This window comes from Massilia sp. Root133 (assembly GCF_001426525.1).
Classification (GTDB): Bacteria; Pseudomonadota; Gammaproteobacteria; order Burkholderiales; family Burkholderiaceae_D; genus Telluria; species Telluria orientalis.
The window spans coordinates 196,409-208,950 of the sequence record NZ_LMEW01000005.1; the positions used below are offsets into that span (position 1 = coordinate 196,409).

Consider the following 12,542-nt stretch of genomic DNA (forward strand, 5'->3'; position numbering starts at 1 on the left):
TCATCCGATCATCGCCGCCAGCCTGCGTTCTTTTTGGAGCTCCGATGTATCGCTTGACCGTACGCGCCTTGCCGGCGCCGGCGCTGGCCCTGTGCCTCGCCACCGCGTTCGCGCCGGCCCACGCCGCCGAACCCGTGTTCCACAATCCGCTCGTGCAGCAGCGCGCCGACCCGCAGGTGAGCCTGCAACCGGACGGCTGGTACTACTACACGGCGACCGTGCCGGAATACGACCGCATCGAGATCCGCCGCGCCCGTTCCCTCGACGACCTGGGCGCCGCGCCGGCGAAGACCGTGTGGCGCAAGCACGCCGCCGGCGCGATGGGCGCGCACATCTGGGCGCCGGAAATGCACCGTATCGACGGCAAGTGGTACATCTATTTCACGGCCGGCAGCGCCGAGCATCCGTGGGAAATCCGCCTGTACGCGCTGGAAAACGCGTCCGCCGATCCGTTCGCGGGCGAGTGGCTCGAGCGCGGCCAGGTCAAGACGGGCTGGGAATCGTTCTCGCTGGACGCCACCACGTTCGAACACCGCGGCCAGCGCTACCTCGTGTGGACGCAGACCGCGCCGGACGGCAGCAAGGGCACCAACATCTACCTGGCGAAGATGGACACGCCGCTGTCGATCAAGGGTCCGGCCGTGCTGCTGACGAAGCCGGAGTACGCTTGGGAGAAGGTCAAGTTCGCCGTCGACGAGGGCCCGGCCGTGCTGGTGAGCCACGGCCGCGTGTTCGTCACGTTCTCGGCCAGCGCCACGGATGCGAACTACTGCCTCGGCATGGTCAGCGCGCCGGCGGACGCCGACCTGCTCGATGCGAAGTCGTGGACCAAGCTGCCGGAGCCCGTCTTCAGGAGCAGCGAGAAGAACGGCCAGTGGGGCCCCGGCCACAACGCGTTCACGACGACGCCGGACGGCAAGACCGACGTGCTGGTCTACCACGCGCGCAACTACCGCGAGATCCAGGGCGATTCGCTGCACGACCCGAACCGCCACACGCGCGCGCAGGCCATCCGCTGGCGCGCGGACGGGATGCCGGATTTCGGCGAACCGGTCGCCGACGCTCCCCGGTAATTTAACCGTTGCTTTACCGCCCGGCACACTGGCAATGTGACCGGAAAGTCTGGTATTGTTGTCGCCGTCGCAACAAAAAACAAGACGGAGGACACAATGAACGGTGCGGGCGGTACAGGCGGAGGAACGGGCCAGTTCTTCCTGGGGCTGGTGCTGATGTGCGGGGGCTTCTACCTGCTCCTCAACAGCGTGGTGGTGAGTTCCAGCTTCGGCCTCGGCACGCGCCTGTTCGGCGTGGGCGGCTACGGCATCACGGGCGGGATCGTCCTCATTCCCCTCGTGATCGGCATCGCCATGATCTTCTACAACGCGCGCAACGTGCTGGGCTGGCTGCTGGCGATCTGCGCGTTCGCCGCGCTCGTGTTCGGCGTGATCGCGTCCGTGAACATGTCGCTGCGCACGATGTCGGCGTTTGAGCTTATCTGCATCCTCGCGCTGGCGTTCGGCGGCCTCGGGCTGTTCCTGCGCTCGCTGCGCGGCGCAGCGCGCGAAGAAGCGGCGGCGCCCGAACGCCGCCTGCGTTCCTGATCAGCGGATGCCCGCCTCGGTCTCCTGGCGCAGACGTGCGCGCCAGGCGCCCAGGGCGGACAGCGCGGCATGGAATTTACGTTCGATCAGGTCGGCCTCGACCGGGGTGACGGTGCCGTCGAGCAGGGCGGTCGACACCGCCTCGGCCACGGCGCCCACGTCGCTCATCACGCGGCAGACCGTTTGCGACAAGTCGTCCTGGCGCGCCTGCTCCGGTTGCGGCACGACGAACGCCGCCATCCCGTGGCGCACCAGCAGCGCGTGCAGCGGCAGGTGCGCTTCCTGCACGCCGGCCTTGTGGCAGCACTCGACGATCTGCGACACCTCCTCGAACGACGGATAGTGCGATGCGATCGTGGGCGACAGCTTGTTGCGCAAGACATTGGCGGACATGTCCAGTTCGCGTGCCAGCGCGTCGATGCCGCCGGGGTATTTGCGCGCCACGGTGTACAGGGCATCGTGCTGGTTCATGTCGAGGTAACGGCGGGTCATGGTATTCCTTTGCTAATTTTACCGGTGCGTGCGACCATCGCGGTCGTTATGCTGATTCTAACTTTCGATCGCTTCCATGACCATGTTGAAGTCTTATAACGTCGCGCTCGTGCTGGCCCTGCTGCTCCCGCTGGCGCATGTCGGCGCCGTCGACGCGAAGCCGTCCTCGTCGAGCTCCTTCAAGAGCGGCTTTTCGTCGCAGCGCTCGTCGTCGCCACCGCGGCCGTCGTATTCGTCGGCGAAGTCGAGCGGCACCAGCTTCGGCTCGTTCAGCCGGCGTTCGGCGCCGCCCGACGCCGCGCCGCAACCGGGCAGATCGTCGGGCGGTTTCGGCTTGTTCGGGGGCGGGTCGGCCACGCCGCAGAAATCGGATTCGGCGCTGTCGCGGAAGCTGGACAGGAACACGTCGGAAGCGAACGCGCTGCGCACGCTGGACGCGCGCCGGCAGGCGCAGGCCGATGCGGCGCGGGACACCCGGCCGGTGCCTGGATACGAGCAGGGAGGGAGCGCGCCGACGTATGCACCGCCGCCCGTGCAGCAACAGCAGCCGCCGGTGATCGTGCGCCAGGACAGCGGCCTCGGTCACGTGATCGCGGGTGCCATGATCGCGAACGCCTCGCGCGGCGCGCATGCGAACAACAACGGCTATCCGGGCGGATATGGGGGCGCAAGCGCGGGCGGGGCGTCGTCCGCGTCCGGCGGCGGCACGTCGTTCCTCGGCGTGTTCCTGACCTTGTGCGTGCTGGCGCTGATCGGCTGGGGGGTGTACTTCGCGTGGCGCCGCCTGCGCCGCGGCCGGGAAGCAAAGAAACCGAATTATTCGTTCGAAAGGAACTGACGAGAATGGCCTGGAAGGATGTCTTCAGCTATGTGCGTGCGGTGGCCGCCAACAAGGGTGTGACGAAGGGCGCGACGCGCGCCGACGACGACGTGCCGCTGGGCGCGCGCATCGGCAGCGTCGTGCAGATCCAGATGTCGCCGATCATCCGGGCGCAGACGAACGGCTCGCTGATCGCGATGCCGGCCGCCGCGGACACGCGCATTCTCGCCGTGTCGCAGATCCGGCTGCAGCCGGGTATGGAGCTAAACCCGGTGGAGTTGTACCGCCTGTACCTGGACAAGGGCGACGACGCGGCCGACGAGAAATTCCTGCAGGTGTTCTGCGGCGACGACGGCAAGGTGGCCGAAGTGCTGTACTGCACCCAGCTGGCGCGCGTGATTCCGGAGACGGCCGACGACCAGGATGCGTACACGGGCGTGGCCGGCTACGGCCTGGGCGACGCGGGCTACACGCTGTGGCGCGAACAGTTGGCCGACGTGGTGGGGGCGCAAGAACTGGCGACCGTGTTCGGCGAGTCGGACCGTCTCGACTACACCCGCGATGCCGGTGCGCGGGATGCGCAATTCGTCAACCCGTTCAAGGGCCGCGAGACGCGCATCGACGATGCACAAGGGCAGCACGGCCTGCGCCAGGAAATGTATTTCATGCCGTACGTGCGCCAGCTGGCGGACGGCGGCCGCGAATATCTATTGATCACGACGGAGATCGTGGAAAGCGTCGATGGCGACGCGGGCAAGCGGGGAATCCACGTCGACTTCGTGATCGGCATCCCCGTCGAGCAGGAACGCATCGTCATCCAATAACTGTAGTAACCGTTTTCTTCACCGCAGAAAGGAACAACAATGAGCAACGCTAGTGGATGGGGCCTGACCGCACGCCTGGTCACGAAGCATTTCGGCGCACTGGGCAACCGCATCGCCGAGGCCATCGCCAACTTCGACCCCGAAACCGCGACCGAGGCCGACCGTGACCGCCTGGTCGCCACGCTGCGCGAAACGGCGCAACTGCTGGCGACGTCGCGCGCGTCGTTCGACAAGGAGCATGGCGACGTGGTGAACCTGCAGAACCTGATCGCCAACGACGAACGGGCCGCCGAGAAGCTGGCCGAGCGCCTGGCTACCGGCACGATCTCGGAAGCGACCGTGACCATGTTCTGCGACGAGCTGGAAGCGAACAAGGCCCGCCTGCCGCAGGAAATCCAGGAAGAGGCGGATGCGAAGGCCTACATGGACGAGCTGCAGAAAATCGTCGATGCGCTGTCGAAGCAGCTGGCCGAATTCGACGCCCAGGCCAAGAAGGCGATGCAGGCGCTGGCGGCCGCCAATGCGCAGAAAGAGCTGCAGCAACTGCGCATCGAGCGCCAGGAACAGCTGAATGGCCTCACGAGCATGCGCGGCAACTCGACGGCGCTGTCGGCGCTGACCCGCCGCGCCCAGGCCGTGACGAACGAAGCGTCGGGCCTGCGCATCGTCGCCGACATCGGCCAGAAGCCGCTGGACCAGCAGACGGAACTGGATGCGATCCGCAAGTCCGTCAGCCAGCCGGAAACGGCCGGCGAGAGCGCGCTGGAACGCCTCAAGCGCCTGTCGGGCAAGACGGCAGCTTGAGGACGCGATCCCGGGTCAGTCGTTCGGCTGGCCCGGCTTCACGGCGACCTGCCTGATCGAGCCATCCCCGCCGTATTCGAGCGGCGCGATGGCGATCGAACGGCGGTAGCCGCCGCCGCCCGGCAGCAGGGCGTCGTGGTAGAACACCCAGCTCTTGCCGTCGTGTTCGAGGATGGCCTGGTGGTTCGTCGAGATCTTCAGGTAGTCGATCACGACGCCGCGGTACGTGAAAGGACCCATCGGCGAGCTCGCGGTCGCGTACAGGATCTGGCCGGGCCAGCCGGACGAGAACGTGAAGTAGTACACGCCGTTATGCTCGTGCATGAACGGTGCCTCGCCATATTTCTTCTTTGTGTCGGAGGCGGACAGGCCGTCGATCTTCACGATGCGGATCGGGCCGTCCAGCGAGATCATGTCCGGCTTCAGCTTGACGACCTTCGGCACGCGCGTGCCGAAGTACATGTATGCCTGGCCGTCCTTGTCGATGAAGACGGCCGGATCGATCGGCTCGTCGCCCGCGTTCACGTCGCGTTCCCGGTCGACGAGCGGATCCTTGCGTGCATCGACGAAGCCGCCGTCCGGGCGGTCCGAGACGGCCACGCCGATCTTGTCGCCGCCGACGGGCGCATAGAAATAGTACTTGCCGTTGCGGTAGGCCGCTTCCGGCGCCCATGCCTTCGCATCCGGCCGCGCCCATTTGAACACGGTCACGGCCAGCGGCACGCCGGCGTCGCGCCACGTCTTCATGTCGGGCGACGTGTACAGGCGCCACGTGACGGAATCCCAGTACTTGCCGGTGTTCGACGCGTCGTCGGTCGCGTACAGGTAGAACTTGTCGCCCTTCGCGGCGGGGAAGAAGTGCGGCGACGGGTCCGCATTGAAGCGGGAAGCGATGGGCCGGCCCGTCTCCGGCGCGGCCGCCTGGGCGGCCAGCGCGAGCGATAGAGTGGGTACGAGAACGGCGAAGAAACGGCGTGTCAGGTGCATGGCGGCTCGTGGTCGGATAATGAACGAACACGCATCCTAGCACAGCTTGCGCGGCAAATGATATCGATAACTAAACTTTCCCGTACCTGGTGGAACCGCTCGCCAGGACGAGGAACATCGCGCCGCCGAAAATCCACACGTCGGCGACGTTGAAGGAATACGGGTTGTCGACCGCGCAGCAGCTCACATTGATGTAGTCGGCCACCGCGCCGTACACGATCCGGTCGTAGGCATTGCCGAGCGCACCGCCGATGATGGCGCCGGACGCCAGCAGCAACGGCCAGCCCGACTTGTTGCGTACCCAGAATGCCAGCGCAATGGACGCGACGATACTGATGGCCGCCAGCAGCCAGCGGGCGTCGAACCCGTTCAGCAAGCCGAAGTTCACGCCCTTGTTCCAGGCCATCACGAAATTGAGGTAAGGGGGCCAGGCGGGGATCTTGTGGAGGGATGCGAGGTCGAGCCGCTCGACGATGACGATCTTGGAGAGGCGGTCGAGGCCGAAGAACACGAGCGCTGCGACAGCGGTGCGCAGCAGGGGGCTAAAGGAAATCATTCGTCAGCGAGTCTTGAATGGTGAGATCGACATCACGATCAGCCCAGCGAGTCGGGGAGGTCTGAAGGACATGGTGCAATCGATATGAGTGATATAGGGGCTGGACGTGGGTTTGGCGCATCCTGCAGTGTACGGTCAATGTTGTCCTGGCGACAAGGGAGCGTGTACTCCCGGCAGCTCGCGGATGCGCTGCGCACCGATGGCGCCGCAGTCGACGAGGTAAGGCTCGCGCCGGTCGAGCTGCACGGCGACACCCTCGTCGAACCATACGGGCAGTTCGAAGACCCGCGTCCAGAACCCGAGACGCTGCGCCACTTCGGCATGGATCAGCTCGTGGGCCGTGACGTCGATGCTGAAGTGCGCCAGGTTCAGCACCACCTCGGTACGCAACGGCGAGATGAATGCCGTGCCGGGGACGTCGTCCGCCAGGCCGAAGCGCGCTGCTTCATGGTCATCGGCCGCAATGATCGTCATGGGCCGCGCCACCGGTACGCCAAACGTCGCGGCGATGCGCCCGCGGGCGGCGTGCAGGGCCGCCAAGGCACGCTGGCGCGCGTCGGGCGGCAGACCGCGCGCGGCATAGACACCGTCGTCGATCTGCACATACCCGCCGGCGCCGACGAAGGCGCGGTTCACCCATGCGGACGCGCACAGCGCGCGGACGGGAACGGCCAGTGCCGACGCGAACAGCATGAATTTGATGAGCTTTCTCATGGAGACGGGGCCGCGTCCAGCTGCCTCCGCAGCATGTCTTGCGCCACCGCGAGCGCAGCGGCGGGCGGCGCGGCGACATCCGGCATGACGCCCGCGCCTTCCCAGTTCGTGCGGGTAATCGGGCTGATGGTGCGGCTATGCGGGATGGCGGCAAAAAAATGGTCGCCGAGGCGATACAACGCTATCGGATGGGCACCGCCCCACGTCCGTGCCCCGACCACGGCGGCGCGTTTCAGCGCCTGCATCGTATAGGTGAAATCTTCGCCGGCGGACGCCGTCCCCGGGCCGGCCAGGATCGCGACAGGCTTCGTGCCGCCATAGCGTCTGCCGTCGAGTGCGCCTTCGGTCCAGGTCTGCGTCGTCCGCCCGGAATCGCGCGACCAGACGTCGTTCAGGCGCGTGGGGCGGTCGACGAAATAGCTGATCAGCAGCGCCACCGATGCCGGGTCGCCGCCGCTGTTGTCGCGCACATCGACGATGAGCGCATCGGTATCGGACAGCTTGTCCAGTGCGGACGCATACGCTCCCGCCACCGCGGCACGGGGCGGGAATGACGATATCCGCAGATAGCCGATGGCGGGACTCAGGTGGTCGGCGTTCTCGACACCGTCATGCCGGCCCCGGGCGGCGCCGGACGCCGCCCTTGGCATGACATCCGGCTCGACGCCGGGACGCAACCGCTTCGGGCTGAACTTCACCTTCATGTGCAGGTCGTGGGCCACGGACGCCATATCGGCCGTGAGCTGCGCGGCAAACTGCTCGCCGCTTGTGATGGCGCCGTACGCGTCGTCATGCTGCCGCTGTCGCAGCAACATTTCGATCTGCTTTGCCTTATCGTGGAACACGTAGTGCTGGTCGAGCCGGGCGACCAGCGTATCGATCGTTTGTGCGCGCGTCGTGCCGTCGACCGACAGGTCGGGCCGGAAGAGGTCAGGCAGGGCAACGACGGTGCCGACCAGCCCCAGCGACAGCAAGATCGACAGGATGAACAGGTTTCTCTTCAATTCTTTCCTCCTGGCTGAGCAGAGTATCGGAAAGCCTGGCCGCGAAATGCGTGGATTGTCACAGCGTTCGGTAATCATATTCGACACCGTGCCGTGTTAAGCTCGCCTCATGCATATCGTTCCCAGCTCGATCTTCGCCATGTTGCTGGCCGCGGCAATCAGCGCCAGCGCTTCCGCCGCCACATTGTCCGTCGGCCCGGGCAAGGCGTTTTCCGCACCGTGCGCCGCCGTCGCCGCCGCGCGTGACGGGGACACCATCGAGATCGAAGGCGGCACCACGTACAAGGGCGACGCCTGCAAGATCGCCCGCAACGGCCTGACCATCCGCGGCGTGAACGGCCGTCCCCGGATCGATGCGGCCGGCAAGGAAAACGGCGGCAAGGGTACGTGGGTCGTGACCGGCAACGACATCGTCGTCGACAACGTCGAGATGACGGGCGCGAAGGTCGCCGACCAGAACGGTGCGGCGCTGCGCCTGGAGGGCACCAACTTCACGTTGCGTCACGGCTTCCTGCACGATAACGAGAACGGCATTCTCAGCGGCCACAACGAGAACAGCGACATCCTCATCGAATACACCGAGTTCGGTCACAACGGCTTCGGCGATGGCCAGACCCACAACCTGTACATCGGCAAGGCCAGGAGCCTGACCTTCCGCTACAACTATTCGCACGATGCGAACGTCGGCCACAACCTGAAGTCGCGCGCGATGACGAACACGATCGTCTACAACCGCTTCTCGAGCACGAATCCGGGCGACAAGGGCAGCACGGCCTCGGGCCAGCCGAGCTACGAGATCGACCTCCCGAACGCGGGCACATCCTACGTCATCGGCAACGTCATCCAGCAACCGGCGGCCAACCAGAATCCGTCCATCGTCGCGTACGGGGAGGAAGGTGCGACCAATCCGGGCCAGGACCTGTACTTCGTCAATAACACCGTGGTGAACGACTTCGCCGGCGGGACGTTCCTGTTCGTCAGCGGCAAGGTATCGACGCCCGCGCTCATCCAGAACAACATCTTCGTCGGCAACGGCACACTCAGTACGCAGTCCAGCGCAATACTGAAGAACAATTACCGCGCTTTCGCGGCAGACTTCGCCGATCGTTCGACCGGCAGCTTGCGGCGCTTTGCCAGCGCGCTCGTGATCGGCGCGGGCACCGACCCGGGCCAGTCGGCCGGCGGCGTGGCGTTGGCGCCGACGGGGCAGTACAAGGACGTCGCATCGGGCGAAGGGCGCCCCGTGTCCGGCGCACTGGACCTCGGCGCCTTCGAGGTGCCGGGCGCTCCGGCGCGTGCGAAAGCGGTCGCTTGGACGGAATGCGCCGCGGAGAGCAAGGTCTGCCGCTTCAGCGGCACGCGTGAAGTGCGTTTCGGCAGCGAGGGCGTGTACACGTCGAAGATCGTGACCGCATCGACGCCCTGCACGACGGCCGTGTTCGGCGACCCGGCGCGCGGCCTGGCCAAGGGCTGCAGCTATGCCGACGTCACCACGGCGGCGCCGGCCGCCCCGGCGAAAACCGCCGCGGCGAGCGCCTGGACGCCGTGTGCGGGCGAGGGCGCCATCTGCCTGCTCAGCGGTACCAATCGGGTGCGTTACGGTACCGAATCCAAAAACGTGACCAAGGTGTTGACCGGTCCGGTGACGTGCTCGAACGCCACGTTCGGGGATCCTGCCCACGGTTCCTTGAAGACCTGCAGCTATCGGGCGGGACGGTGACGGCGCCGGATCGGTGCATGGGTCAAGCCTCACGTCGCATGCGGTCGCCGCGTCGACGCACGATCATGAAGGCGACCCGGCCAACGGCATAAGCCGCAAGTGCTGGCGGCAGGAGGACCAGCAACCCGAGCGGGACTGCCAGGAAGGTGTTTGCGCCGACGTCGGGCGAACGCAAGGCGCCGATGGTGGTCCAGCCGACGACGGCCACGACAATCCCACCGAGGAACGCGGCCAGGTACGCCCGCTGGTGCCAGCCCGCGTACCCGCAGATCATCGCGGCCACCAGCCAGGTCAGGTGGCCATGGAAGAGCGGCGCCGACGCGAACGCAGAATATGCCGCGACGCCGTGCATGAAGGAGTTGTTCAGGCCACGCGTGGCGGCATCGTCGCGGATGACACGGCGCTCACGTTTCATGAGCGATAGACACGACTCCAACAAGGCCCACAGGATGCCGGTGATCCCAAGCCGCATGAACAGCCAGTTCGTCTCGATACGTCCCTGGACCTGCTTCTTTCTTTGCTCGACGTCGATTGTGATGGGACTGAACGGGTAGCCGATCCGCAGGCGGTGCCAACGCTCCTTGAAGTGGACGTCAAAGCTGTCGAGGTTGATGGCAAACACGACGTCCTGTTTCAGCCGCACGAAGGTGCCGGTCCTGTCTTCCAGATCGTCCCTGCCGAGGGCAGTCCAGGAAGGCCGGTAGCTGTCGAACATCGTTTCGTAGGTGGGAATGGCATTCAACATCAGGAGCAGTACCATTCCACGGGAAAGCGGGGTAGAGAAGATTCGCATGGTGACCCTGGCGTGTGCCCGAGCGCAGGATCAATGCCGGCCCTTGATGTCATACACGACGATCTTTCCGGACGCCTCCCGCAAAGTGAGCCGGTTGCCGGTGACCTTGATCAGCGCGTCGCCTTCCGTCGGTGCAAATCCCGTCTTGAGGCGGTTATTTTCGATTTTCCAGACCAGCAACGGACCAGTACAGGTGTCTTTGATGCAGCTGGTCGTGACCAGATTGCCGTTTTTTCCAAAATACAGTTCCAGAGAGCGGTCCTTGTCCTTCGGACTGACTAATTGCAGGCGCGCGCCTTCCAGGTTAACCGAGGACCAGTCCAGTACTTTCGTTGAATCGGCGGCGTATGCGCTCGGGCCGGATACAAGTATGGCGAGGAAGATAGCACGGATGACGTTTCGCAATTTGGCTCCAGGGTTGTAAAGATCATGGCCAGTCGAGCATAGCAGCTTCCTGAAACGAAAAAGTCACGAACGGTCACGACCGGCATCGATCGAGCGACACTGTTTGGTTTCGGAATGAGTTGACCTAGATTAAGGAAAATCACGATCCAAATCACCATACTCGATGCATGGCAAAAAAATTTCCCATCTATCCGATACACCCGGAACGCGTTTGCTGGGGATGCGACAAATATTGCCCTGCAGATTCACTCGCATGCGGAAACGGTTCGGTGCGCACGCAGCACCCGGTCGAATTATTCGGCGATGACTGGCAGGACTGGGGACTCGACTCGAACAAGGACGCCGACACTTCAGCGAGCTGAGGAGCGGGCGGTTCGCAGCGATCTTTTCGGTGGCCTATTGCGTTCGGGCCCAGCACGACCCATGTACGGATTACCGTAACGTGCGAAGCCATGGAGGCCGCCTTGAAACGCATCATCGCACTGTGGCGCACCGTCGCCGGCCAGGACCTGCGCCTGCTGTGGTACGCCGTCCGGCACGAACATCGCCCCGGGTGGCTGGTGCCGGCACTGGCCGGCCTGGCCTTGTTCGCGGCGGAGCCGTTGAATGTCGCGGTGCCGGTGCTCGGCACGATCGACGAGTTCGTGCTGCTGCCGCTCATCCTGCACGGCATCGCGACCATGCTGCCGGCGCACGTCGTCGACGGTTATGCGCGCGCTTACGATAAACGCTCGCGGCGCCGGGCCTAGGTCCCGCATGCGGGAAACTTTTCCCGCTGCCGGTTGATGTCCTTGACGAACTCTTCCGCTTTATCCTGCGGATAGGTCTGTACCTGGTCGTTGATCTTGACCTTGTTGAACACTTCCTTGCCCTGGCACGTGACGAGAACGACTTCGCCGCGCCGAACCAGTGCGGAGCGCATGTCGGTCAGCGCCAGCGCCAGGCTGTGGTCGAGAAACTGCCTGACGCCGCTGAGCGCCATCGTCTTCAGCATCTTGCCCAGGAAGCCTTCGTCCTTGTCGCGAGCGTCCTGCGGCTCCCCGATCTGCTTCATGCCGTAATCGGTGAGCTGCATGACCACCGCATCGTCCTTCAACATCAATTCGGTCCACTGGCTCGTCGACTGGACATAAGGCTTCCCCGACGCGGGCTGCTGGCGCGGACCGAAACGCTCGGGGCCATCGCCTTCATGGGCGTCGATCGAGATGGTCGAGCTCCGACGGGTTTCGCCGGCGGGGCCGGCATGGGCAAGGGTGGTCGTCGCAAGGACGGCAGTGGCGCACAGGATGACGCGGATCGTGTTCATGGTTGTTCCGAAAGCCGGTTGAGGAGTGCGGAGGACGATAGCGCAAGCGGCACGAGGCCGGCCCGCCGTTTGCGACGAACGGCGGTATCCGGGCGCCAGACGGTGCTATCGCGCGATCAGCCCGCTCCCCGTTTTGCCCGCGGTGCGGCCGGCTTCTTAGGCTTGGGCGGGGGCATGACCGCCGCCGTCTCGAGCAGCAGGCGGCGCAGCGCCTCCGGGTCGTCCAGCAATTCGTCCGCGATGGGATAGTCCTTGGCGCCGGGGTAGGGCGGCCCTTGCGGCAGGTCGGGCGCAAGCCGCACGGCGGCGTCGGACGGCTTGACGAACAGGCTGCCGTCGCAGGCGAAGGCGACCACCTTGTCGTCGACGTACAGCGCGTACTCGCCGAACATCTTCCGGTGCGTCAACCGCGCCCCCAAGCCCACCACTTCCGCGACGTAGTCGATGAAGCTCTTGTCCGTTGCCATGCGCGTCCTCCGTGCCGTGTTCGAAACCGCCAGCGTAGCCCTGCGCGGC

17 protein-coding genes are annotated in these 12,542 nt (G+C 65.2%); 8 read left to right on the plus strand and 9 right to left on the minus strand.

The window, feature by feature from the left end; genetic code table 11:
• Window positions 1-44: 44 nt before the first annotated feature.
• Window positions 45-1,073 (plus strand): family 43 glycosylhydrolase, encoded by a 1,029-nt coding sequence (locus ASD28_RS06340; protein WP_056125464.1) that lies wholly within the window; start codon window positions 45-47, stop codon window positions 1,071-1,073.
• A gap of 96 nt (window positions 1,074-1,169) precedes the next feature.
• Complete coding sequence (locus ASD28_RS06345; RefSeq protein WP_056125466.1) at window positions 1,170-1,601, plus strand: hypothetical protein; 432 nt, start codon at window positions 1,170-1,172, stop codon at window positions 1,599-1,601.
• Here the strand turns inward: ASD28_RS06345 and ASD28_RS06350 are convergent, their stop codons facing one another.
• Complete coding sequence (locus tag ASD28_RS06350; protein ID WP_056125469.1) at window positions 1,602-2,093, minus strand: phage regulatory CII family protein; 492 nt, start codon at window positions 2,091-2,093, stop codon at window positions 1,602-1,604.
• Window positions 2,094-2,169: 76 nt separating this feature from the next.
• Here ASD28_RS06350 and ASD28_RS06355 point away from each other — a divergent pair, with 76 nt between their 5' ends.
• From ASD28_RS06355 to ASD28_RS06365, 3 genes are read left to right on the plus strand one after another with little or no spacing between them, the layout of a single operon-like run.
• Entirely contained in the window at window positions 2,170-2,931 is a 762-nt protein-coding gene (locus tag ASD28_RS06355; protein WP_056125470.1) for a hypothetical protein, read from the plus strand.
• Window positions 2,932-2,936: 5 nt separating this feature from the next.
• Window positions 2,937-3,737, plus strand: coding sequence for a DUF2491 family protein (locus ASD28_RS06360; RefSeq protein WP_056125472.1), 801 nt, complete (start codon window positions 2,937-2,939; stop codon window positions 3,735-3,737).
• 39 nt (window positions 3,738-3,776) lie between these two features.
• Window positions 3,777-4,541 (plus strand): hypothetical protein, encoded by a 765-nt coding sequence (locus ASD28_RS06365; protein WP_056125473.1) that lies wholly within the window; start codon window positions 3,777-3,779, stop codon window positions 4,539-4,541.
• A 15-nt stretch (window positions 4,542-4,556) separates the two neighbouring features.
• On the opposite strand, the gene ASD28_RS06370 is transcribed toward ASD28_RS06365, so the two are convergent.
• The 4 genes from ASD28_RS06370 to ASD28_RS06385 all read right to left on the minus strand — a co-directional run bounded on the left by ASD28_RS06370 (window position 4,557) and on the right by ASD28_RS06385 (window position 7,802).
• Window positions 4,557-5,528, minus strand: coding sequence for a family 43 glycosylhydrolase (locus tag ASD28_RS06370; protein ID WP_056125475.1), 972 nt, complete (start codon window positions 5,526-5,528; stop codon window positions 4,557-4,559).
• A gap of 70 nt (window positions 5,529-5,598) precedes the next feature.
• On the minus strand, window positions 5,599-6,084 hold the full coding sequence (gene lspA, locus ASD28_RS06375; RefSeq protein ID WP_056125478.1) for a signal peptidase II: 486 nt from the start codon (window positions 6,082-6,084) through the stop codon (window positions 5,599-5,601).
• 135 nt (window positions 6,085-6,219) lie between these two features.
• Window positions 6,220-6,798, minus strand: a complete 579-nt coding sequence (locus ASD28_RS06380) for a hypothetical protein (RefSeq protein WP_056125479.1) — start codon at window positions 6,796-6,798, stop codon at window positions 6,220-6,222.
• Window positions 6,795-7,802, minus strand: a complete 1,008-nt coding sequence (locus ASD28_RS06385) for a S41 family peptidase (RefSeq protein WP_056125481.1) — start codon at window positions 7,800-7,802, stop codon at window positions 6,795-6,797. The genes ASD28_RS06380 and ASD28_RS06385 overlap by 4 nt, the downstream gene beginning before the upstream one ends.
• Window positions 7,803-7,911: 109 nt before the next feature.
• Between ASD28_RS06385 and ASD28_RS32410 the strand changes: the two genes are divergently transcribed.
• Complete coding sequence (locus ASD28_RS32410; RefSeq protein WP_200948948.1) at window positions 7,912-9,522, plus strand: hypothetical protein; 1,611 nt, start codon at window positions 7,912-7,914, stop codon at window positions 9,520-9,522.
• A gap of 22 nt (window positions 9,523-9,544) precedes the next feature.
• Here the strand turns inward: ASD28_RS32410 and ASD28_RS06395 are convergent, their stop codons facing one another.
• Together ASD28_RS06395 and ASD28_RS31675 are read right to left on the minus strand one after the other, a co-directional pair.
• Window positions 9,545-10,237: a hypothetical protein gene (locus ASD28_RS06395; protein ID WP_156403907.1), complete on the minus strand. Its 693-nt coding sequence runs from the start codon at window positions 10,235-10,237 to the stop codon at window positions 9,545-9,547.
• Between the two features lie 108 nt (window positions 10,238-10,345).
• Window positions 10,346-10,720, minus strand: coding sequence for a hypothetical protein (locus tag ASD28_RS31675; protein WP_156403908.1), 375 nt, complete (start codon window positions 10,718-10,720; stop codon window positions 10,346-10,348).
• 167 nt (window positions 10,721-10,887) lie between these two features.
• Here ASD28_RS31675 and ASD28_RS30885 point away from each other — a divergent pair, with 167 nt between their 5' ends.
• Window positions 10,888-11,082: a DUF3079 domain-containing protein gene (locus ASD28_RS30885; protein WP_082577503.1), complete on the plus strand. Its 195-nt coding sequence runs from the start codon at window positions 10,888-10,890 to the stop codon at window positions 11,080-11,082.
• A 102-nt stretch (window positions 11,083-11,184) separates the two neighbouring features.
• Entirely contained in the window at window positions 11,185-11,469 is a 285-nt protein-coding gene (locus ASD28_RS06400) for a hypothetical protein (RefSeq protein WP_056125486.1), read from the plus strand.
• Here the strand turns inward: ASD28_RS06400 and ASD28_RS06405 are convergent.
• Both ASD28_RS06405 and ASD28_RS06410 read right to left on the minus strand, forming a co-directional pair.
• On the minus strand, window positions 11,466-12,026 hold the full coding sequence (locus ASD28_RS06405; RefSeq protein ID WP_056125487.1) for a hypothetical protein: 561 nt from the start codon (window positions 12,024-12,026) through the stop codon (window positions 11,466-11,468). The two genes, ASD28_RS06400 and ASD28_RS06405, sit on opposite strands and share 4 nt — an antisense overlap.
• A gap of 116 nt (window positions 12,027-12,142) precedes the next feature.
• Complete coding sequence (locus tag ASD28_RS06410) at window positions 12,143-12,493, minus strand: TfoX/Sxy family protein (protein ID WP_056125489.1); 351 nt, start codon at window positions 12,491-12,493, stop codon at window positions 12,143-12,145.
• Between the last annotated feature and the right edge of the window lie 49 nt (window positions 12,494-12,542).